Source organism: Alphaproteobacteria bacterium (genome assembly GCA_015231795.1).
Classification (GTDB): Bacteria; Pseudomonadota; Alphaproteobacteria; order Rhodospirillales; family WMHbin7; genus WMHbin7.
This window is the reverse complement of sequence record JADGAX010000007.1, coordinates 1-21,937: the sequence shown is the minus strand read 5'-3', so window position 1 is coordinate 21,937 and position 21,937 is coordinate 1. Positions and strand designations below refer to the sequence as shown.

Annotated in this window: 20 protein-coding genes and 1 pseudogene; 6 read left to right on the top strand and 15 right to left on the bottom strand. The window is 59.8% G+C overall.

The window, feature by feature from the left end; genetic code table 11:
- Positions 1 to 26: 26 nt before the first annotated feature.
- The 4 genes from HQL44_13835 to HQL44_13820 all read right to left on the bottom strand — a co-directional run bounded on the left by HQL44_13835 (position 27) and on the right by HQL44_13820 (position 4,660).
- On the bottom strand, positions 27 to 1,661 hold the full coding sequence (locus HQL44_13835) for a carbamoyltransferase (protein MBF0269660.1): 1,635 nt from the start codon (positions 1,659 to 1,661) through the stop codon (positions 27 to 29).
- The gene (locus tag HQL44_13830; protein ID MBF0269659.1) at positions 1,655 to 2,338 is read right to left on the bottom strand and encodes a class I SAM-dependent methyltransferase; all 684 of its coding nucleotides are present in this window, start codon (positions 2,336 to 2,338) and stop codon (positions 1,655 to 1,657) included. Before HQL44_13830 ends, HQL44_13835 begins: the two co-directional genes overlap by 7 nt.
- Complete coding sequence (locus tag HQL44_13825) at positions 2,335 to 3,195, bottom strand: NAD(P)-dependent oxidoreductase (protein ID MBF0269658.1); 861 nt, start codon at positions 3,193 to 3,195, stop codon at positions 2,335 to 2,337. Before HQL44_13825 ends, HQL44_13830 begins: the two co-directional genes overlap by 4 nt.
- A 76-nt stretch (positions 3,196 to 3,271) precedes the next feature.
- Positions 3,272 to 4,660, bottom strand: a complete 1,389-nt coding sequence (locus tag HQL44_13820; protein ID MBF0269657.1) for a hypothetical protein — start codon at positions 4,658 to 4,660, stop codon at positions 3,272 to 3,274.
- Positions 4,661 to 4,876: 216 nt separating this feature from the next.
- Between HQL44_13820 and HQL44_13815 the strand changes: the two genes are divergently transcribed.
- A complete protein-coding gene (locus HQL44_13815) occupies positions 4,877 to 6,259 on the top strand; it encodes a hypothetical protein (GenBank protein ID MBF0269656.1) in 1,383 nt (460 codons plus the stop codon).
- A gap of 216 nt (positions 6,260 to 6,475) precedes the next feature.
- Positions 6,476 to 7,948, top strand: a complete 1,473-nt coding sequence (locus HQL44_13810; protein MBF0269655.1) for a hypothetical protein — start codon at positions 6,476 to 6,478, stop codon at positions 7,946 to 7,948.
- 17 nt (positions 7,949 to 7,965) lie between these two features.
- On the opposite strand, the gene HQL44_13805 is transcribed toward HQL44_13810, so the two are convergent.
- The gene (locus HQL44_13805) at positions 7,966 to 9,150 is read right to left on the bottom strand and encodes a hypothetical protein (protein ID MBF0269654.1); all 1,185 of its coding nucleotides are present in this window, start codon (positions 9,148 to 9,150) and stop codon (positions 7,966 to 7,968) included.
- 9 nt (positions 9,151 to 9,159) lie between these two features.
- Entirely contained in the window at positions 9,160 to 10,164 is a 1,005-nt protein-coding gene (locus tag HQL44_13800) for an NAD-dependent epimerase/dehydratase family protein (protein ID MBF0269653.1), read from the bottom strand.
- 93 nt (positions 10,165 to 10,257) lie between these two features.
- Between HQL44_13800 and HQL44_13795 the strand changes: the two genes are divergently transcribed.
- Positions 10,258 to 11,505, top strand: a complete 1,248-nt coding sequence (locus HQL44_13795; GenBank protein ID MBF0269652.1) for a hypothetical protein — start codon at positions 10,258 to 10,260, stop codon at positions 11,503 to 11,505.
- Here the strand turns inward: HQL44_13795 and HQL44_13790 are convergent.
- The 4 genes from HQL44_13790 to tilS all read right to left on the bottom strand — a co-directional run bounded on the left by HQL44_13790 (position 11,486) and on the right by tilS (position 16,349).
- The gene (locus HQL44_13790; GenBank protein MBF0269651.1) at positions 11,486 to 12,256 is read right to left on the bottom strand and encodes a class I SAM-dependent methyltransferase; all 771 of its coding nucleotides are present in this window, start codon (positions 12,254 to 12,256) and stop codon (positions 11,486 to 11,488) included. The two genes, HQL44_13795 and HQL44_13790, sit on opposite strands and share 20 nt — an antisense overlap.
- 8 nt (positions 12,257 to 12,264) lie before the next feature.
- A complete protein-coding gene (folP, locus tag HQL44_13785; protein MBF0269650.1) occupies positions 12,265 to 13,122 on the bottom strand; it encodes a dihydropteroate synthase in 858 nt (285 codons plus the stop codon).
- Positions 13,122 to 15,062, bottom strand: a complete 1,941-nt coding sequence (ftsH, locus tag HQL44_13780; protein ID MBF0269649.1) for an ATP-dependent zinc metalloprotease FtsH — start codon at positions 15,060 to 15,062, stop codon at positions 13,122 to 13,124. Before ftsH ends, folP begins: the two co-directional genes overlap by 1 nt.
- Before the next feature lie 75 nt (positions 15,063 to 15,137).
- Positions 15,138 to 16,349, bottom strand: a complete 1,212-nt coding sequence (tilS, locus tag HQL44_13775; protein ID MBF0269648.1) for a tRNA lysidine(34) synthetase TilS — start codon at positions 16,347 to 16,349, stop codon at positions 15,138 to 15,140.
- A gap of 192 nt (positions 16,350 to 16,541) precedes the next feature.
- Here tilS and HQL44_13770 point away from each other — a divergent pair.
- Positions 16,542 to 16,634, top strand: a pseudogene (locus HQL44_13770) (ABC transporter).
- A 76-nt stretch (positions 16,635 to 16,710) separates the two neighbouring features.
- On the opposite strand, the gene ybgF reads toward HQL44_13770, so the two are convergent.
- The 4 genes from ybgF to tolB all read right to left on the bottom strand — a co-directional run bounded on the left by ybgF (position 16,711) and on the right by tolB (position 20,511).
- Positions 16,711 to 17,712, bottom strand: coding sequence for a tol-pal system protein YbgF (ybgF, locus tag HQL44_13765; GenBank protein MBF0269647.1), 1,002 nt, complete (start codon positions 17,710 to 17,712; stop codon positions 16,711 to 16,713).
- A 95-nt stretch (positions 17,713 to 17,807) separates the two neighbouring features.
- Positions 17,808 to 18,323 carry a peptidoglycan-associated lipoprotein Pal gene (gene pal, locus HQL44_13760; protein MBF0269646.1) on the bottom strand — a complete coding sequence of 172 codons (516 nt, stop codon included), beginning with the start codon at positions 18,321 to 18,323 and terminating at the stop codon, positions 17,808 to 17,810.
- A gap of 230 nt (positions 18,324 to 18,553) precedes the next feature.
- Positions 18,554 to 19,027: a peptidoglycan-associated lipoprotein Pal gene (pal, locus tag HQL44_13755; GenBank protein ID MBF0269645.1), complete on the bottom strand. Its 474-nt coding sequence runs from the start codon at positions 19,025 to 19,027 to the stop codon at positions 18,554 to 18,556.
- A gap of 170 nt (positions 19,028 to 19,197) precedes the next feature.
- The gene (gene tolB, locus HQL44_13750) at positions 19,198 to 20,511 is read right to left on the bottom strand and encodes a Tol-Pal system protein TolB (GenBank protein MBF0269644.1); all 1,314 of its coding nucleotides are present in this window, start codon (positions 20,509 to 20,511) and stop codon (positions 19,198 to 19,200) included.
- 317 nt (positions 20,512 to 20,828) lie between these two features.
- Between tolB and HQL44_13745 the strand changes: the two genes are divergently transcribed.
- Entirely contained in the window at positions 20,829 to 20,972 is a 144-nt protein-coding gene (locus HQL44_13745; protein ID MBF0269643.1) for a hypothetical protein, read from the top strand.
- A 29-nt stretch (positions 20,973 to 21,001) separates the two neighbouring features.
- Here HQL44_13745 and HQL44_13740 read toward each other — a convergent pair whose 3' ends face one another.
- On the bottom strand, positions 21,002 to 21,682 hold the full coding sequence (locus HQL44_13740; protein MBF0269642.1) for a hypothetical protein: 681 nt from the start codon (positions 21,680 to 21,682) through the stop codon (positions 21,002 to 21,004).
- A 62-nt stretch (positions 21,683 to 21,744) separates the two neighbouring features.
- On the opposite strand from HQL44_13740, the gene HQL44_13735 reads away from it, so the two are divergent.
- The coding region (locus tag HQL44_13735; GenBank protein MBF0269641.1) for a hypothetical protein at positions 21,745 to 21,937 on the top strand (193 nt) is incomplete at its 3' end.

Sequence of the window (21,937 nt, the reverse complement as noted above, 5' to 3'; positions counted from 1 at the left end):
TCACGCCTTAGCAGCTAGGCACCAGTTCAACCCGCATCGACACCTGGCTTAACAAGCAGATACGGCCCCAGCAGCAGGGCATCGATTCCAGTCGCCGCAAAGGTGGCCAATGCGTTCAAGGGGGTTTCCACAATCGGCTCTCCGCGCACGTTGAAGCTGGTATTGAGCAAGGCCGGAACACCAGTCAGCCGGTCGAAGGCGGATATCACATCATAAAAACCAGGCGACACGTCGCGGTACACGGCCTGCACGCGCGCCGTTCCCTGGACATGGGTAACCGCCTTCAGCTTGCCCAGCCAACCGGGCTTGACCGGCAGCGCCATGGTCATGAAAGGCGAGGCGCCGTTTTCAATCGGTATTTCAAAGATTTCGGGGCAACGCTCTGCCAGCACGGCGGGCGCGAAAGGCCGGAATTCCTCGCGGAACTTCACCTTGCTGTTGATGACGTCCTTCATTTCGGCGGACCTGGGATCGGCCATGATCGTCCGGTTGCCCAAGGCCCTGGGGCCGTATTCCGCCCGCCCCTCAAATCGGGCGACGATCTTGCCTTTGGCGAGCAGACGGGCGGCAACCGAGGCTAGGTCCTGCGGCTGCGAATAGGCATGGCCGGTCAGCTTGAGAGCGCCGAGAAGCGATTCGCCGGGGTAATCGGGCCCCAGATAGACATGGCGAAGCGCCGGCGGCATCTCGATGCCGCTTTGAGCCGCCCCCAGAAGCGCGCAGCCCAGACTGATGCCGCGGTCCGAAGCGGCAGGCTGCACAAACAGGCGGCGGACGAAAGGCAGTTCGGCCAGCACCCGGTTAGCCGAACAGTTGAGGGCGCAGCCGCCGGCCAGGCACAGGCTGTCCATCCCGGTTTGCCTGTGCAGACGCGTGACCAAAGCGACCATCGCCCGCTCGAAGACTTCCTGCGTGGCATAGGCGAGGTCACGGTGCCGGTCGGTCAGCGGGTCGTCGCGTCTCCTGGCCGGCCCTAGATGTTCGACCAAACTGTCGTTATACCAGGACTCGTAGCGCGACATCGGCTTGGGCTTGCGTTCCCACAGAGACGAGTCAATCCGGTAGTCGTCTTCACCCACCTCAAGATAGCGCGACAGGTCGACCCCCGGCTTGCCGTAAGGGGCCAACCCCATGACCTTGTACTCGTCCTCGTTGACCGAAAAGCCAAGATACGAAGTGATGGCGGCGTAGAACTGACCCAGCGAAACGTCTGCCCCCCGCCCTTCCAACAAGGTCAACTCCCGCCCCTCACCAATGGCGAAGGCCCCGCTTTCCTGATCACCATAGCCGTCCGCCGACAACACCATGGCGCGGTCGAATCCCGAGCCGTAATAAGCCGAAGCCAAGTGAGCTTCCTGATGGCGGACCATCAGGATTTTCGGAGCAAGGCCAAAATAATGGATCAGGTAACGGCGGATCCGTTCTTCCAAATCGGCAAAGGTCGAACCGGAATGCACGACTAGGTCGACATCCTTCATCGTAACACCGGCCTGCTTCAGGCAGGCGGCGGTGGCGTAGATCGGCAACTGACCCAGCGCCGATTTAACGCGGCTAAAGCGCTCTTCCTCGGCGGCGGCCAGAATCAGACCATCGCCGATCAGGGTTGCCGAAGGGTCGTGCTGAAGCTGGGTAATGCCACCATGAAGGCCAAGGATCAGCATGGCGGCGTTTCCTTGCGGTGGCAGCACAGAGCGAGATTGTAATGCGACATGGGATGGAAGCCAGTATGGACGATTTCGTCGTTCATGGAAAAGAGGAAGACATTATGGAAGAACTTGCTCAACAGAGTCTTAAGTTCGGGCTGGTCCTTGCAATTGACGTGATGGGCCCGGCTGACCTGCGAGGCGTGGGCCTGCGACTGCAGGGACGGCATGCCGACGATCAGCGACGCCTCGGGCTTGAGCGAGGCCAGGATATTCATGATAAAAAGCTCTTCCTGGCTGGCCGGGATATGTTCAAGAACGTCAAGCGAGTAGGCGCCGTCAAAAAGTCCTTCCACCGGCCTTTCCAGAATGTCGTGACGCAAGGCGGTAAACGGCCAGCGCGGACTCATGATTTGACTGGCAGACTCGATCATCGCCCCGTCGATGTCGATCCCCGTCACCCGCCCGACCGCTTGCAGGACGATGCGCGTGAAGAAACCGTCAGCGCAGCCGACCTCCAGAACATTGCTTAGTCCCAGAAACATTTTGGCCACGAATTTGTAGCGCGCCATCGAGAACAGAAGATGGCGGGGATCGTCGTGATAGGCCCAACTGCTGCCCAGTCCCAGGGATTGCAGTCCTTGGCTGCCGGTCAGATCCTGGGCCTCGGAATGAAGTGACGGCATCTTGGTCATCGGGGCTCCTTGGCAAAGCGGGTCAGCGTCTCCAGCATCGGCATGGTGCAAAATCCGAAACTCTTTCGGGCCAGAGTCGAATCAATCACATAGGGTAAGGATTGAGATTCCTCGACGATGATCGGCGAGTCCGAACCCACGGCCCGCTTCAGGGTTTCCGCCACCTGGCGCACTGGCCAGGCCTCGTCGACCGCCAGGTTGACGGCCTCGAATCCCTGCCAATCTTTCCCGGCCAGAAGTTGACCCACGAAACGGGACAGATCGGCGACATGCAGGAGATTGTTGTGCATGGACTCGGGATTCTGGATCGCCACCGAATCGTTTTGGCGCAAGGACTGGCACAACCTGGCCAGCCAAACATGGTGCGCCCCTGGGCCGACGACGCCAGGCAGCCTGAGCGCGATGGCCGAAAATTGGGTGCTGGACTCGGCTAACAGACGCTCGCACATCAGCTTGCTCAAGCCGAAATCTGTTTCGAAACGGCAGGGCGTAGCCTCGTCCAGCACAGGATCGGTTACCCGGCCATAGACGGAAATCGAGGATAGAAAGATGAATTTCTTGACCTCTGTCCGAGCCGCCAGCTCCAGCAACCGTTCCATCGCGCGGACATTGTCGTTCAGATACTCGCTGGGCAGCGCGGCAGGCAAACGGTTGCGCGAGGCGCAATGGACGATGGCATCCAGCGCCAACGCCTCGGTGATGGGTTTTCCCAAGTCTCCGGAGATCCACTGAATGCCGAGGGCGTTGGACGGCTTGGGCTTACGGCTGTGTGCGACAACGTCAAAGCCAGAGGCGATCAAATCGGCGACAAGCCTTGCTCCGATAAACCCTCCGGCGCCCGTTACCAATATCCGCATGTACGATCCGTTACCCCCTATTGAGCCATCCGGCTCGGCGTTTCCTGCAGCCGAATCGAGGCGTCGCACAGATTTATCACGGCGGCCCGATAAGTGCCACCATGGCGTGGAACTCGCTTTCGATGACCTCCAAGGTATCGTCTTGCCAAATCCATTTCTGAAAAGGACCGGCAAAAGGTACGTTTTGCCCTGGCGTATGCCCCAATCGGCGCAAATACGCTTCCGACGCCTCGGCAGCCTCGGCTACGACCTGCTTGAGATAGAGATAACGCACAGACTTGCTGTACGAGCAGAGCGTCGATGCGCCGCCGCTGGTCAGAAGATTAAGATATGCCATCTCGTTTGCCGCGAAACGCAGGCCTAAGTTGAACGAGGCGTCCGAAAACCAGGGAAATCCCGCAAGCGCCTGCGGCGGCCCCAGAAAAGCGGTATCCGTGTCCGGAATAAAGAAGGGGGCGTAGCGGGTGGAATCCAGCCCTCGGGCGAATTCCCCCCAAACCTCGATGTTGCTGTTGCGCTCTGGACTGTAGCCGGCATCGCGCAGGGTAATGGCGATGGGAAGACGTCCTTGGCCCAGATGACGGTCCATCCAATGGCGGACATAGCGTTTGCCTTGAAAAGGTGCTTCGGGACGCAGGCAGCCATCGCACGACGCAAGGTTCAGCATCAGACTTTGAAAGATCGCCGCAATGTCCTTCACGCCCAACTCCTCGCGCACAGGATAGGTATGTTTGCAGCTGGCCAGCATCCGCATCGCCTCAAGGCGGGGTTCCGCCACGGCAAACCCGCTGACGGACGGATAGAAAGGCAACAAGGGCAGCAAAAGATTGTGCAGCCGCCAGCGCCGCGAAAATTGATCCACGGCGGCTTCCTGGTCGTCGTTGACCAGTTTGTTGTTGTCGAGGTTGCCGGGAATGACGACGACGTGAATTCGCGCCAATCCCGCCTTAACGCGGGCGATTTCAGCATCCATCAGGAACGAGGCGAAGTCGAAGCTGGCCGGCATCCAGTTCAGATCGTAGAAAGCGAACAGCACGTCTTCTTGCGAATTCTCCTGGCACGATACCTTGACGGACAAGACGGAAGCCAATGTCGGCTTATTCTGGTTCCAGTCGTTGCGCAGGACCAGGGCACTGCATTGGCTGATATCGTGGACCGTCAACTCGATAAGCTTAGGTTCCGCGGCAGGTTCCAGCATTGTCTGGTCGAGAAATCCGCTACCACTCTTGTTGGCGCAACCGATTCCCAGGCGCCCGGCGTGAACGATCACCTCAAGTTCGATCCGCGCCGGAGAGCGCGCGCAACCGGCCTTCTCAAGAATTTCATGGCGCACCGGCAAGGCGACGGCATAGTTCCATTGTTCGGGCGGCGTTTGGATGACCAGAGTTTCACCAGACAGCTCAACTTCGCCGGCATAGTGGCGAACCACATTCAGCCCGATGGCTTCCGGTATCACGCCCCTCATGTCGCTTGGCCCCCTAAACGAATCTGACGTGCGGCAAAGAATTTTCCTGGCTCCCCAATAGATTAATCATAGGTTGGCCCAGCGGGTTCGCCAAGCGGTCTGTTCAAGATCCGGCCTCGTCTGGCCGTAGGCGAGTCACTTGCGCTTTTTCCGGTATTCATCACTAATTTCTCTGTTATCTTTCAAGACCTGAAGAGTGGAAACAGGGATTCCGTTATGCCTGGACAGATCGATCCGGCCGCCTGCTCGCTGCTTGGCGGGGCCGAGGCGCAAAAGGACGGTGGCCATCTGCTGGTGACGGCAAGCCCTCATCCCTGGGCAATTTCCACCGTCTGGATGCTGGGCGCCGATCGGGCCACCCAACCAAAGGACTTGTGGGAACCCTTCACGGTCATGGGAACCGTTCAGGTCCATGAAGGCGAGGCCGCCTTTAGCCTGATTGCGAGGGACGAGACGACGGACATCGATCAGGTCGTCCTTAAGGCCGGGTCCAAGCCCCAACCCTTCAAGCTGAACGCCTGCGCCCTGTCCGACATTCTGTGCCTGGCCTTGAAGGCGACCGGCAAGACGGATCCCAGGGCACGAGTGGAAATCATCAGCCTGTCTGCAGACAAGCTAGCTGCACCCCCCGACGATGCCGTCCATGCCTTTTACGATCTGGACTGGATGCCGGCCAGCTTCGACTTGTGCACCTTCCTGATGGGAGCCGAGATGATGCGGGCCGAGATGAATCTGCCCTCAATCCGCCTGACCTTTGTCTTGGGGCGTGATCAAAGCCTGCGCCGCGAGGAGGAGGAGACCGTAGCCTGCTTGCCGGTGGAAAACCGGCATTGGCGGTTGGACAATTTGTTGATTCCCATGGCTAGCCTTTTGCCTAGCGTGGAATCGGTTCAGATCACAGCCCGGCGCGAGGACGCCTATCTTGAGGCCAGCCAAGCCAGCGCCGTGTTTCCCGACCGGCTGTCATTCCGTAAATTGTCCTTGGCGGAACTGTACCAGAAGGTCATTCCCAAGCTTTGCCAAACGCCGGGCACCTTGCGTTTCAGGGCGGCGTCGCAGGGGCACGCCTATGTCGGACAATGGATTGCGTCCCGCCTTAAGGGACGCAAGCCGGTCACCATCACCTTGCGCCAGTCGCAAAAGACACCCGAACGCAACAGCGACATCGCGGCTTGGGCTGGTTTTGCTAGGTCTCTCGACCTCAGCCGCTATCTGCCCATCATCGTCCCTGACACCGATGCCGCCTTGGCGCCGCCGCTGCCAGAACTGGCGGGCTTTGCCTTTTTTACTGAAGCGGCCTTCAACCTGGGGCTTCGCATGGCCCTCTACGAAGCATCCTACCTCAATCTTTTGACGACGGGGGGGCCGATCCAGCTATGCCAGTACAACGACCTGTGCCGGTATCTGTATTTCAAGCCGATTGTCTCCAGCAGCCGGGAAAGCGATCTCGCCTCACAAATCGAACGCTGTTATTACCCCGGCCAGTCGCCCCCGCACGCGACCCGGTTTCAGCGCTGGGTCTGGGACGACGACCGGCTGGAGGTCATCCAACCGGCATTCGAAGACATGTGCGCCGCGATTGAGGCCGATAATCCATGACCCGCCAAGGGTCACAGCTCCATTGTCATGGCTGGGCAAACATGGAAAAATGAGAAAGCCGCTCATTTTGGACAATGTGCCATGCTTGAGATTCTTGCCGCCATCGCAGGTGCCGTCGTACTGGTGGCCATTGTCGCCGTCGTGCTGGGCTTGCGCGCCAAGCGAAAGCGTAAGGCGCCGACCACCGACCAGCTTTATCCGCTCTGGTAGAGCAGGATGACAGCCCTCGTCCTTCTTGCCTCGCTTGCTGTGGCGGCCGGAGTGACGGAACTAGGAGCGCTGATCTATTTCCTTGTCCGCGATGGCCGCTTCATCCCGATGGCCAAGCGGCGGGAAACCCTGTTGGGCGGCAGCATGACCGTCAAGGGTATCATCCCCTTGACGGCTTCGTACTACGAAACCGTCTTTCCCCATCCCTGGCTGGGATTCGTCCATCACGCCAATCCGCCACACAGCCTGCCTCACATCAACAATATTGGCCTGTTTGGCCGCGATTTCCCGCTCGTCCGCGACGAGGATTATTTTACCATCCTGATTACCGGCGGCTCGGTGGCTGCCCAGTTTGGCCAGATATTTCCGAACGGGCCGCTGTTTCTTGAAGAACATCTCAACCGGCATTACAAAAGCCCCAACGGCAAGCCCTTCCGTACCCTGAATGGCGGTGACGGCGCATGGAAACAACCCCAGCAGGCCATCATGTTGCTGTTGTATGCCAACGCAGTCGATGCCATCGTCTCCCTCGAAGGATTCAATGAGTACTGGCTTCTGGGCGGCCATAGCAGCCTCGCCAAACCGGCCGACAACTTCCAAGCGGTCAGTCCGTTGGCCGCCAATACGCGCTCAAGTCTGATTGGGCGTAGCCTGTCCACCGCCCTGAAGCGCCTGCTTGTCGCAACGCCCGTTTTGCGCTCGTCCTTTCTAGCCATGCTGGTCTTGTCGGGAACGGCAGACTGGATCGCCAGGCGGTGGGTGCATCGACCACGCGGTTCCTGGAAAACCACTATCGACTCGCTGTTCGCCCTGCCGGACACTTGGCCGGAAGAAATGTGCCGCACTTACCAAATGGTCCAGTACAAATCGTTTATGCTGACCATGGAGGACATGGCGCGCCGCTTCGCCCTGAAATCCGCATACTTCATCCAGCCCATCCCAGCCATCGACAAGCCACTCTCGCCCGAGGAAACCGCAGAAGCCAATCCAGGCATGGCCGGCGCTTACGAAGCCATGCGCGATCAACTGCTCGAACTTCGGTCCCAGGGGCTCAATATCCACAGCCTGACCCACATTTTCAATAACGAAGCCGAGCGTGTTTATGCCGACTGGATTCACTGCGTTACCGAACCCAACGGCGAAAGCAAAGGCTACCGGATCATGGCCCAGGCCATCGGCGACTTTCTGGCGGCAAGCTGGAACCTGGAGCGCCAAGACGGGCAAGCGCCGCTAGCCAGCCAGGACAAGGCGCCGGCAACCGGTGAAACCGGAAGTCTCTTCGACCGCGACCTGAAGGCCCTTGGCTGGCATGGCCGGCGCATCACCAATCTCGAACAGATGGTCGAGAATCTTCAGGTGACCCTGAAAGCGCGAGAGGAGACGATCAGCCGTATGCAAGCCAGGGAAACCGAACGGCTGCGCCAGGAGATGATCCGCCAGGGGCTGCTACCGCCAGAGATACCCCAGCAGGGCGCCTAACCTGCGGCACAGGCGGTTTATGCCGCGCCCTTCAAAAAACGCTCGCGCAGCATCAGAGGTCCAAGACCCCACTCCTCTCCGTTCAGCGGACCGGGCGAGGCTTGGCAACGCCGCTCGTCGGCCATTTTAGCGGCGGCCAGGAAATCCATGGCCGGCAAACCCGGCGGTGTCGTAGCGACGTCGGCTTCTGAGCTTGCCAGCTTGAAAACCCGTTTGGGCCAAGCCAGTCCACATTCCCTGGCATCTTTGGCAGACAGGGCGCTTAATAGAAAGGCGACATCGGTATTCTGGGCACTGCCATGGAATTCGGGAAATCCTCTCAAGCGCTGCCAAAGCGAGCACTCCATCAAAATGAAGTCGCCGCAAGCGTTGACGTGACAGGGCCAGAAATAAAGCCAGGTCATGCGCCGCACCCGGAATTGGTAAATCCCCTTGTCGAAGATGAAAACTGGCGTGCGGAGTAGATTGCGCAGCAACAGTTTGACTTCCGCAACATAAGAGGACTGCGCCCGTTTCCTGGACGCCTTAAAGCGTTCCAAGACCTGCCTGAAAAGGTCAGGCAACGCGTCGAGGAAGAAAATCGTGAAGTTGAGGATGGGGTTAAGCGTTTCCCACCAGATCGCCAGGGGACGCTGGTAATTGAGGGCCACCCGCTGTGTTTTGAGATCGAGCGTTTCACGGCGCCGGAAGACCTTGTGCACCGGTTGGCTTGCCGGGTCGAAACCGTCATCCTTCTCAGGCAACGGCACCTGCCAGCCGTCGCAACGGTAAAGCGTTCCCGCCAGCAGCCGCTGTTGGGCAAGGAAATCCGCAAGCTCGACCGACGGCAAAACGCCCGAGCGGGTCGCCAGCACGAAACGCCCTTTGGCCCTGACGATCCCCACGTTCAACGCCAAATGCTCGAACAGGTCGCAGCATTCGCTGCCGGGGAAAGCCTGATGCACCTCGGGCGACACGGTGACGACGCCCACCCGGCAAGCGCCCTGCCCGGCGGGAAGACACTTTTCCAGCCCCGAGCGGGCGGCATCGGGATTCCATTCGACGACGATGATTTCCAAGGCCAGACCGGTGCGCTGGCTATGCGCAAGCCAGGACTCGACCGTTAGGTTCAATCGGCGCAAAACCTCGTCAGACCCGTTGCGGGCCGCCAGAACGACCGAGAGATAGGGGCCGAAATCCTCCTTGGCCGCAGGCGCGTTCATGATCCAGAATCAGAAATGCTTGAAGCGGGTGTTGTCCTCACCGCTGGTCATCATGCGTTCGATCCAGGCATAGGTCTTGGCCATGCCATCTCTAAGACGCGTCGAGGGCTCCCAGCCGAGATGGCTTTCGATCAGCGTGTTGTCGCTGTTGCGGCCCCTGACACCCTTGGGGGCGTTCAAATTGTAGCGCCGCTCGAGCTTGATACCGGCGATGTCCTCGACGATGTCGACCAACTGGTTGATGCTAACCAACTCGGCGCTGCCCAGGTTGATCGGCTCGGTGATGTCGCTGTTCATCACCGCCTGCACGCCGTAAAGCGCGTCGTCGATATACATGAAGCTGCGCGTCTGCTCGCCGTCGCCCCAAATTTCGATCTCGTGCTTGCCCGCCAGCTTGGCGGCGATCACCTTGCGGCTGATCGCGGCTGGCGCCTTCTCGCGCCCGCCGTCATAGGTGCCCCACGGCCCGTAGACATTGTGAAAGCGCACGACCCGGGTCTCCAGCTTGAAGTCCTCGGTGAAATGGCGGCACATGCGCTCGCTGAACAGTTTCTCCCAGCCATAGCCGTCCTCAGGCATGGCCGGATAGGCATCGGCTTCCTTAAGCGCCGTCACATGGACGTCGGTCTGCTTGTCGGCGGCGTAGACACAGGCCGACGAGGAATAGAAGAAGCGCTTGACGCCCGACTCGCGGGCAGCCATCAGCATGTGGGTGTTGATCAGCACCGACAACATGCATTCAGCCTTGTGGATCTCGATGAAGCCCATACCGCCCATGTCGCAGGCGAAGTTGAAGACATAGTCCGCCCCTTCGGCGGCGCGCTTGCAGACGGCAATGTCCTTAAGATCGCCCGACTGGTTGTCGACGTCGTCGAAGCGCTGGAACCACAGGTCGAACGGCTTGATGTCGACGCCCCTGAGGCGCCTGAACCCCTTGGCGCGCAGCTCGGCCAGCAAATGGCCGCCGATAAAGCCGCCCGCACCGGTGACGACGATCAGATCATTGATATTCACGGAATTCGTCCACCCCTTCGCCAGATATGAACCTTACTTTGAAGGCAAACTCACAGGCTGCCAAGCAAATTCTGTTCGTGGTAAGCTGGCGTCATGACCACGTCTCCCCACGAATCGCCCCCTTACTTGTCCCTGGTCGTCACCAGCCGCAACGACGACCATGGACTCAACATCATGCAGCGCATGCAGTTTTTCGTCGATGGCTGGTTTCACCAGGTCAAGCGGTTTGGCCTGCCCTCGGAACTGGTGTTCGTGGAATGGAATCCGCCAAAGGATCGCCAGCGCCTGATCGACGCGCTTCGCTGGCCCGCTGAACGGGGACCGGGCCGGCTGCGGATCATCGAGGTGCCGCCCGAGATCCACGGCCGTTTTCAAGTCGCCGACAAACTGCCTTTGATCCAGTTCACCGCCAAGAACGCCGGCATCCGCCGCGCCAAGGGCGAGTACGTCCTGTGCAGCAACATTGACATCCTGTTCTCGGACGAGATGATGGAGCATCTGGCGGCCAGACGGCTTCGCCCCGACCGGCTGTACCGCAACGACCGCGTCGACGTGCCCACCGATCTGCCGGATGGTGGGCCGATCGGCGAGGTGCTGGCCTATGCGGCACAACATCCCATCCGCATCAACGGCGCGCACTGGACCTTCGATTTGCGCGATGGCGGCATTTTCGCCATCTCGTCGTCGAAACTGGCCTGGGCCGCCTTGCTGGGTGTCAAGCTCTTGAAGGAACTGAGCCGGCAAACCCCGGCCGCCGCCTCGGGGCTGCTGCTGGCCGGACGCATTCTGGCCGGGCCGGGAAACCAACCCTTCACGCAGCGCAAGGCCCTGGCTGGTTCCGTGCTGGGCGCCGTGGCCAGCCAGTGGCGAAAGGAATTCGAGGCCTTTGCGACCAACTTGCGTCTTCAGTGGCGCAAGAAGGATAGCCAGGTCCAGGCGCACACCAACGCCTGCGGCGATTTCGAACTGATGGCGCGCGACAAGTGGTTCGCCCTGCAGGGTTATCCGGAATACGACGGCTTCTCGATGCATATCGACAGCCTGCTGCTGCTTGGCGCGGTGGCCAGCGGACACGTCACCGAAGAGGTGCTTCCCTTCCCGCTGCGCCACTTCCATATCGAACACAGCGCCGGTTCCGGCTTCACGCCCGAGGGCGAGCGGCAAATGTATGAACGCGTCGCCAAGCGCGGCATTCCGTTCATCTTGTGGGAAGAGGTCGAGAACATCGTCGAAGGCTTCCAGTTGGCGGGAACGCGTGCGGCCTTCAACGACGCCAATTGGGGGCTGGCCGACGCCTTCCTTCCGGAAACTGTGCTGGAGCCTACTTCGGTCTTGCGGTAATCAGCATGTGCCAGCCCAGATGGCGCTCCAGGGCCTGGAACATCGCGGGCGGCATGGCCTTGAACCAGGGCTGGACCTCGTATTCGTATTTGACGTAACTTTCGACGACATACGGAAAAATATGTGCCTGACGAAGCTCGACGATGTCGAAACCGTCCAGCAGCTTTCGTACATCCTCTTCAGAGTAGGTAAAGGCGATCGGGCAGCCTGACTGCGCCTCGGGCTGGTCGAAACCTTCCTCGATCATGAACGCCTTCCAGGAATTGCGCGCATACAGCATCAGGCGCAATTCGCCGTTGGGATGGATGATCTTGAGAATTTCGCGGATCGCCGCCTTCGGATCCGGCGTGTGGTGGATGACGCCGAAGGAATAGATCAGGTCGAAGCGTTCGCCAGGAAACAGGGGGGCTAGACTTTCGGCGTTACCCTCGATCAGGCGGCCCTGAAGGCCGTAGGTTTCGAAGCGCTTGCGGGCCAAGTCGAGGCTGGTCGCCGACAGTTCGACCGCCGAATAGTCGGCCCCTGCGCGCGCGAAGTTGATGGCGTCGGTGCCGATGCCGCAACCGATCTCGAGCACCTTGCGGCCCTGCCAGCGGGCGAAGTCGGCAAAGCCCGGGATATGCGGCTCGACGAAATACTTGCGCTGCTCGACCTCGTCGAAATAGTCCCGGCTGCCGACCTCTTTGAGGGAATGGCGAATATTGCAAGGCCTTCGATTCCAGTATTCCCGCACGTCGTCAAGGCCAGCCATATGCCCCCCTATTCATCCCGTTCAGTTTGGCAGAACCCGTCAACCTTTGTCCACACGGTAAGCGCCTGCGCCGTCTCGGCCACGTCGTGAACGCGAAGGATTTGAACCCCTTGCGAGACACCCCAAAGTGCCGCAGCCAATGACCCCGGCAATCGCTCCGTCGAGGGAATTCCCCCGCAAAGTTGGGCGATAAAGCTCTTACGCGAGACTCCCAGCAGAACAGGGCAGCCGATCTCTTGGAATTTGCCAAGCCCCTTCAGAAGGGCCAGATTGTGCTCAAGCGACTTGCCAAAGCCGATTCCAGGATCGATGGCTATCTTCTCGCGGGGAATTCCTTCAGATACGCACAAGCCCACGCGGGCGGCCAACCAATCATAAACCTCGGCAAGGCAATCATCGTAATGCGGCTCGGCTTGCATGGTGCCGGGTTCGCCCTGCATATGCATGATCACCGCATAGGCGCCGGAGTCGCGCACGATGCGCCTAGCTTCCGGATCGCTCAGTCCAGAAATGTCGTTGACGATTCTGGCGCCGACCTTGATGGCGGCCACCATCACGCCAGGATGGCGTGTATCGATCGAGACCAAAGCCCCGCGCCCGGCCAAGGCCCGCACGACCGGAATTACCCGCTCCTTCTCGACGCTTTCCAGAACCTGGGCCGCTCCGGGTCTGGTCGACTCGCCGCCGACATCCAGAATGGCGGCGCCTTCCTCAAGCAGGCGGCGCCCATGGACCACCGCCTGCTCGGCAAGCGCATACTGGCCTCCGTCATGGAAACTGTCCGGGGTGACGTTGACGATGCCCATAAGAAGCGGGCGTCCCAATGGAACGCCCGCAAAGCTGGAAGGCGGCGTAGGTTGCGCCATCAGGCGCCGGGTTGCGGTTCCGGCCCCGCCCCTGGTTCAAGCCCCGTTCCGCCGGTCTTGGGCTTGGCCGTAGTGGGCACGCTGGAACGCCGTCCCGCTCCCTCGCTCGGCTTGATGTCATTTGGATCGGGGCGGTGAATCTCTTCGCCCGCCAAAAGACCCTTCACCTCGTCGCCGGAAAGTGTTTCGTATTCCAGCAACGCCTTGGACAGTTTGTGCAGATCGTCCAGATGTTCGGTCAGAATGCGCGTGGCCGTGCTCTCGCCCTCTTCGATCAGCTTGCGCACCTCTTCGTCGATTACCTGCGCCGTCGCTTCCGACACGTTCTGGGTTTGGGTCACCGAATGGCCCAGGAAGATTTCCTGTTCGTTGGCGTTGTAACGGATCGGCCCCAGCTTGTCGCTCATGCCGAATTCCGTCACCATGGCCCGAGCCAAGCGCGTGGCCTGCATGATGTCGTTGCCTGCGCCGGTCGTGACCTTTTCGGGGCCGAAAACCAATTCCTCGGCCACGCGTCCGCCAAAGGTCATGGCGATGCGCGACTTGAATTCGATCTTGGAATGGCTAAGCCGGTCGCGCTCGGGCAAGCTCATCGTCACGCCCAGCGCCCGACCTCTGGGAATGATGGTCACCTTGTGCAGGGGATCGCATTCCGGCAGGAAAATATTGACCAGAGCATGACCGGCCTCGTGATAGGCGGTCAGTTCCTTTTCCTTGTCGGTCATCACCATCGAGCGGCGCTCGGCGCCCATCATCACCTTGTCCTTGGCGTCTTCCATTTCGCTCATGGTGACGACCCGCTTGCCCCGGCGCGCCGCCAGCAAGGCCGCCTCATTGACCAGATTGGCCAGATCGGCGCCCGAAAAGCCGGGCGTTCCACGGGCGATCACGCGCGCTTCCACATCGGGAGCCAGCGGAACCTTCTTCATATGCACTTTCAGAATCTGCTCGCGTCCCAGAATGTCGGGATTGGGCACCACGACCTGACGATCGAAGCGGCCGGGTCGCAAAAGCGCCGGGTCCAGAACGTCGGGACGGTTGGTGGCCGCGATCAGGATCACGCCTTCATTGGCGTCGAAACCATCCATCTCGACCAGCAACTGGTTCAGCGTCTGCTCGCGCTCGTCATTGCCGCCGCCAAGACCTGCGCCGCGATGGCGTCCGACCGCATCGATTTCGTCGATGAAGATGATGCAAGGCGCGTTCTTCTTGCCCTGCTCGAACATGTCGCGCACGCGAGAAGCGCCAACGCCTACAAACATTTCAACGAAGTCTGAACCCGAGATGGTGAAGAAAGGCACGTTGGCTTCGCCTGCAATGGCGCGCGCCAGCAGCGTCTTGCCCGTGCCGGGGGGGCCAACCAACAAAACGCCCTTGGGAATCCGGCCACCCAGCCGGGTGAATTTCTGCGGATCCTTCAGGAATTCGACGATTTCTTGCAATTCCTGCTTGGCTTCCTCGATGCCCGCCACGTCTTCGAAGGTCACGCGGCCACTCTTTTCGGTCAGCAGGCGGGCCTTGGATTTGCCGAAACCCATCGCCTTGCCGCTGCCTGCCTGCATCTGACGCATGAAGAAAATCCAGAAACCGATCAGCAGCAGGGCCGGGAACCAGGAAATCAGCACGCCCCAGAATGTGGGGGCGTTTTCATCGGAAGGAGCCGCCGTAATGCGCACGCCGCTGTCCCTCAACTTGGCGACCAGAGAGGGATCGTCGGGCGCGTAGGTGTTGAACGTGCGCCCATCGGCCAAGCGTCCGCTGATCGACTTGCCCTGAATCAGCACTTCCTTGACCTGATTGCCATCGACCTCGGCCATAAAGTCCGAGAAGGGGAGCGTATTGAATCCCGCCTTGTGGGTGGGGGCCTGAAACATGTTGAACAGCATGACCAGGACAAGAGCGACAACCAGCCACAGGGCGATGTTTTTGCTGAAGTTCAAGGAAGGAACCCTTTGAAAGACGAAAACCGGCCAACCACATGGCCAGCCATTACCAAGAGATAGTCAACCAATAACCTATGACAAGAGCAGACTTGACCCCGTAAGCGCCCGTCTAGGCAGAAAGATCAATTCCGTCAAAGGTTCAAGGCATCGACTGCCTCGTTTATACCCTAGTCCTGGAAGCGCGGAAACACCTCTTGCATCGCGAATAGCTGGCAAGCTGGCCCAGGCCTGGAACGGAACCCCGGCGTTCTTCTTAAGCTCTGGGGCCAAACGGGCCAATTGCTGAGCACCCTGGCTTCCCAGCGCCCCCAGGGTCAGCCCCCGTCCCTTGACACCCGCCGAGCAAAGATATTGGTAACGCCCGTCCCAAAGGCCGCCTAGGCCAGAGGCGAGGCGAAGGGGGGCTTGGCAGGCCTGCGCCTCGCGGGTCACGAGAATGCGTCCCTGATGGCGCAGCAAGCGGCAGCCGCCCAGGGTCGCCCCGCGCCAGGCTTTGTCTTGCATGGCCATGCTCAATTTTTCGACCTGCTGGGAGGCGGGCAGATAGCTTCCCCCTCCCACGCAAGCCAGCAGACGGGCCAAGGACCAGCGCTGGGGTTCCAATGGCTCATCCAGAAAGGCAGGCTCCAACCAAGCATAGCCGACATGGGCAACAGAAACATGCTTTGCCAAAAGGATGGCCGTTTCGTCTTCCAGATGCCTTTTCAAGCGCTGGAATTTGGCGGCGCTGGCCGCCAGGGCCTGCGCCGACAGCCCGATCCCGGCCAATTGCGGCAAGGACTGGCGCAGGCGCACGCGTTCGTAACTTGGATTGTCGTTGCTGGGATCGGAAATCCAATCTTGATCCCGGCTTTCCAGATAGTCCTTCAAGGATTGACGCGTCGCTCCCAGCAAGGGGCGCAGCAGGCGGACATGCCTTGCATAGGCCAGAGGCGACATGGCCGCCAAACCCTCGGCGCCACTGCCCCGCGCCATGCGCATCAGGCAGGTTTCCGCCTGATCCTCCAACTGATGGGCCAAGAGCAGATGCAGAATGCCCCGATTTTTACATTCATCTTCCAGCAGGGCGTAGCGGGCACTTCTGGCCGCCGCCATGCGCCCGTTGGCTGACTTTTCGCCCTGCCAAGTTAGAATCCGCGCAGGAATGCCGCGCCGTTTCAGCCAACGTTTCACCTGCAGGGCTTCGCCGCGCGACCCAGGGCGCAAAGCGTGATCGACAATCAGCGCCGTTACTTGCCCGGCGCGGGCCTGCGCCCATTCATGGGCCAGCAGCGTCAGCGCCATGCTGTCGGAACCGCCGGAAACCGCAACGGCAAGACGCGGCCGGTTTTCGAAAGGTCCCAAACCCTGCAAGCGCTGACTGAAATCGGCAAGATCGATCATGCGCGCATTCAGCCATCAGCCGTCGGCCATCGGCAAGAAAAAAACGGCTCCTCGACGTTTCGCGTAGATTTGCCAATCTTTCAACACATCGTCATGCCCGGCCTTGAGCCGGGCATCCACGCCTTGCCTTCTGGTGCTTTTGCAAAGAAAATCGTGGATGGCCGGGTCAAGCCCGGCCATGACGGATTAAAAAATCCGACAAATTCACTTCCAGCGCCGAAGAACAGAAAAAGTGTGGGGCCGGATGCCTGGGGCTGAAGGGTTACTTGCAGTTCAGGCGCTGCATTTCCGAAGCTGCCTTGCGCTTGGCCGCATCGGCGCCAGAGACCGACTTGAATTCCTTCTCCAGCCGGGCGTAACTGGCGCAGGCTTCCTTTTTCTGCCCCAACTGGTCAAGCGACAGACCAAGTTTCAGCAGATTGTCGGAAGCCTTGGGGCTTTTGGGATATTTGAGATAGCCTTCGGCGAAGGCGGCGGCGGCTTTTTGATGATCGCCGCGCACATAGAACGACTCGCCCAGCCAATATTGGGCGTTGCCCGCCAGGGCGTCGTTGGGATGCGCCTGCACGAAAGCGGCGAAGGCCTTCTCGGCGGCTTCGTAATTGCCGCCCTTCAACTGCGCATAGGCCCTGTCATACTGCTCCTGCGCATTGCCGGAAGCGGCTGTGGTGGGCGCTTGGCCCGCTGGCGGCGGCGGCTTGGCGGCTTGTGAAGCCTGCAACGTGCCGCCCTTGCCTGCGTCAGCGCCCGCGGGCGGCTTTAGAACAATGGTTTCCTCGCCCGGCTTGGCCTGCGAATTCTGCATCAATTCAGGCGGCGGATTGTGTTGGGGCACGGGGCCGGCCTGCGGCCCCTGGGCCGCCGTCTGCGCCGCACTCAGTTTCTGCTCGATCTCTGAAAAACGCAGGTCGTTGTCCTTGCCCATGCGTTCGATCCGCTGGCTGGTCTGCGTCTGGGCATGGCCCAACTCTTCGAACTTGCCGGTCAGACGGCGCATCTCGCCTTCGATTCGCTCCAAACGCTCCTGGATGGAGACGATGGCGTCGCTGGAATCGCCCACCACGGGTGCTGCCTGAGACGACGAAGACGATCCGCCGCCACCGCGATAAACTTGGCGCTGCAAGGTGGTCATTTCCCGCTCGACACGGTCCAGGCGATCCAGAAGTGGGCGCACATCAGACTGGGCGTGGGCCGGAGCGCCAGCCAAAGCCAGCGTCATCAAAGAAGCGGCTACAATCGAAACGGATAGAACGCGCAAAGGCATGCCTTCAATTCCCTTAAGCGGCAAGGCCGGGAAAGAACCCTCCGGCCTTGGCCGAAGAGTTCTTTCATTGACTAAATCGCAGCGCAAAGCGCCGATTACTCGATGATCGTCATGGCGCGACGGTTCTGGCCCCACGCCTCTTCCGTGGCACCCAGAGCGACCGGACGTTCCTTGCCGAACGACACCATGCGCAGACGGGCGGCGGCAACGCCACGCGCCTTCATAAACTCGATCACGGCCTTGGCGCGGCGCTCGCCGAGCGCAAAGTTGTATTCGCGCGTGCCGCGTTCGTCGCAATGCCCCTCGATCACGGCGCGGACGCTGGGATTACGGCCCATCCAGGCGGCCTGACGGGTCAGCGTGGCCTGCGCGTCGGCGGTCAAATCAGAGCGATCCGTCTCAAAAAAGACGCGGTCGGCAACGCCTTCCTGCGAGAAGGGATTGTTGCCAGTTCCGACTCCGCTGGGTCCAACGCCAGACGTAACGCCGGTGCCGCCACCCATTCCGGTGCCGGACCCCTTGGCATCGCTGCCGATTTCAGGATCGGACGAACAGGCGGCCAGAGCCAGCGCGGCTCCAAGAACGACGGCGAAAGACGAAAAGCGTTTCATCGGGATTCCCCTTCTCCAAAAACGGCGCCCGAAAGCCGGTTCGGCTTAGAGCGCCTGGTTGTCACAAGAATGCGCGGTAACTTGCGGATCCTGCCAAAGCATCATAGCCCAAATTGGGCTGAATTAAGGCCTTTTCAAGGCACAAATACTTAATGCCCAGCCTGTCTCTGGAAATCCAGAGACAGAGCCAGGCATTTAAGCAAATTACCCGAAGGCGAGTTGGTCGAGATTTACTCGACCACCGTCACGCCACGGCGATTCTGGGCCCACGAAGCATCGTTCGAGCCGAGAACGGCAGGGCGCTCCTTACCATAGGAGACCATGCGCACGCGGGCGGCGGCAATGCCCTTGGCCTTCAGGTGCTCGACGATCGACTTGGCGCGACGCTCACCCAGACCGAAGTTGTATTCGCGGGTGCCGCGCTCATCGCAATGGCCTTCGACCAGCGCCTTGGCATTGGGATATTTCTTCAGCCACTCGACCTGCTTGTCCAGCTGGGCCTTGGCATCGGCGCGCAGATCCGACTTGTCATAGTCGAAGAACACGCGATCGCCGACGTTGGCGATGAAATCTTCCTTGGAACCAGGAGCAGCCTGCTTCACCTGGGTACCCTTGCCGGCATCCGAACCAGTGGTGGTGGGGGCCGTTTCGCAGGCGGTCAGAATAGCAAGAGCCGCAAACAGGCTCAGAACACGCAGCTTCATTTTTTTTACCCCTCAGCGGATACGGGATTGATTGACATGGATCAATTGATACGTGGGGGCTACGCCCGATGGGGCGGAACCCGTAGGGGGTAAAAAACGATATTGCAGTGCGATTGTCAACCGCATTTTTTCTCAATTCATTGCAACAGCAACACACTGTTGCAATGTTGCTACGGTATCAGCGGCGACCAAGCCGGATCGGAAGCGTCCATCGGCGTTACGACCTGGCGTTCGTTATAGCCGGTCAGATCGATCGAATAGAGCTTGAAGCTGTCGCTGCCCGCTTTTCCCCGCGTCTGCGACTGGCGGAAGAACATGAGAACGCGGCCATTGGGCGCCCAGGTTGGCGCTTCGACCAGATAGCCCTCGGTCAGCAGTCGCTCGCCCGATCCATCGGGGCGCATGACGCCGATGTAGAAGGTGCCGCCCTTCATTTTGGTGAAGGCGATCAGATCGCCACGCGGCGACCAGACGGGCGTGCCATAGCGCCCGTCGCCGAAGGAAATGCGGCGCGCGTTCGAGCCATCGGAGTTCATGACGTAAAGCTGCTGCGTGCCGCCGCGATCCGAGTTGAAGGTGATCTGCGATCCATCGGGAGAATAGCTGGGCGACGTGTCGATGGACGGATGATCCGTCAGGCGCTGCGAACGGCGCGTGCGCAAATCCATTTCATAGATTTCGGAATTTCCATCGACGGAAACGGACATCACCACTTTGTTGCCATCGCCTGAAAAACGGGGCGCATAGGTCATGCCGGGGAAGTCGCCCACCACTTCGCGACGTCCGGTATCGATGTTCAGAATGTAGACCCTGGGCGTGTTGCGATAGAAGGACAGATAAGTGATTTCACGCAAATTGGGCGCAAAGCGCGGCGTCACCACCAGATCGGAACCGTCTGTCAGGAACTTATGATTCTCGCCATCCTGATCCATGATGGCCAGACGCTTGACGCGCCGGGTCATGGGTCCCGACTCGGCGACGTAAACGATCTGCGTGTCGAAATAGCCGTCTTCGCCGGTCAAACGCTTGTAGATGGCGTCGGCGACGATATGGGCGACGCGACGCCAGTTGGTGGGCGACGTAAAGTAAGCCTGACCGATCATCTGCTGTTCGGCATATACGTCCCACAGACGGAACTCGGTGCGCAAACGTCCATCGGGCTGCACCTCGACCCGGCCCTGGACCAGGGCCTGGGCGTTGATCTGGCGCCAATCGCCGAAACGGGGCTGCACGGCCAGCGACTCGGCCGACTGGATGAAGGCGCGCTTGTCGATGGGCTTGAACAGGCCCGAACGTTCCAAATCGGCGGCGATAACGCGGCTGATATCCAGGCCCAGCTGGCCCTCGTTGCCTTTGACGCCTTGGAAGTCGGCGATGGCGACCGGCAAGGGCTTCACATTGCCCTGCGTGATGTCGATACGCACCTCGGCCATGGCCGGTGCGGCGAGCAACATCAATCCAACGATCAACAGCTTGCGGAGCATTGCGTTTTTCCTCCCCAGATATGGGGTGTTTGTGGGCCGGAACCGGGTTTCTGTCAAGTACCAGCGCCTGTCTACAGGGGGAATCAGGCAAGATTAGGGCAATGCCCACTTCCAACCTGATAAATGGAATGGATCGCCGTCATGACGCGAATCCGCTGCTGTCCTATGTTTCTGCGGGCTGAACTGGATGATGGGGGAATATTCCGCAAGCGGAAAATATCAGTGATTTTAATGAATTTAGTCATTGACACCACTGCGAGCATCCACCTATACTGCCCTCATTACCGCCCTTATTGCGCCCAGAATGGATCGCCGTCATGAAGCGAAGCCGCCGATTGCTTGTGCTCTGCGTGATCGCCGTTGTCCGCATGCTGCAGGATTTGGGATCAGCATGGGCTGAAGGCGACAAGCCGCCGAAGCTGAGCAAGGAAGAGAAAGCCTACATCAAGTCGGTTGTCTGAGCCTCGAGAAGGAAAGACGATCAATCGCGCTACCGTAATTCGGAATAAAAATCCCAGCCCCAGTTTGGGGCTGGTTTGTTCGGAAAGTATTTTGCAAGCTCTTTCGAATCAGCATGCATCGCCACCGGATTGCACAACTTGTTGCGATGCCAGAAAGCCAAAAGATCTTCCTTCGGCATGTTCCAATGCGCCTCACGGGTTCGGAATTCATCCCTGCCGTCGCTGTGAGGTGGGCTGTAATTGCCAAGGCAGTAAAAGAAATGCATGGCGAGCGGGCGAAAGTCAGGCGGCAGCTTATCGCGAGTTCCGACGATTTCGGACACGTAAGGTGCCAAGATGACGAAACTGTAGCGGATGTCGGATATTTTATCGTCGGGATATGTGTGATTCATGCGCATGAACAGCAGCACGAAATCCGGCTTTTCCGCCAGCACCCGGTAGGACCAGGGGCGGAGATTCTTTTCGAAGGTAATGGTTCCGCCCTCATGGATGGTCATGATGCCGACTGCTTGCTGGCTTTGAAACGTCGCAGGCATCCAAGATTTGCTCGCAAACCACGTCATTCCCTGATTGCCGGGAATGGGGGCCCAGTTGGGCACATAGGTCAGGCGCACCTCTGTGTCTTCTTCGCCTTGCCCTGACCGGGGCAGAGCAAGCAGCGCCAACAGAAGCACTAATCCAACTTTCAACTGAACGGCTCGTCTCATCATCCTTTCCTCCCAGCGAGGCAAGGGCGGATTCGGCGCGCCCTCAACCTTTAGGAGATCGTATCATGACGAAAAACACACAGCAATCCGCCTACAACTTGCCCGACAGCGCCAAGACCAAGATGCGCGACCTGATCCGCCGGAACGAAGGCACGGTCGAATACCCCTATCTCGACAAGAAGGGCATCATCACCATCGGCATCGGCAGGAAGCGCGTAGCAGGAGACGCGATTGAGATCGGGAAAGCTAGCCGCCAAT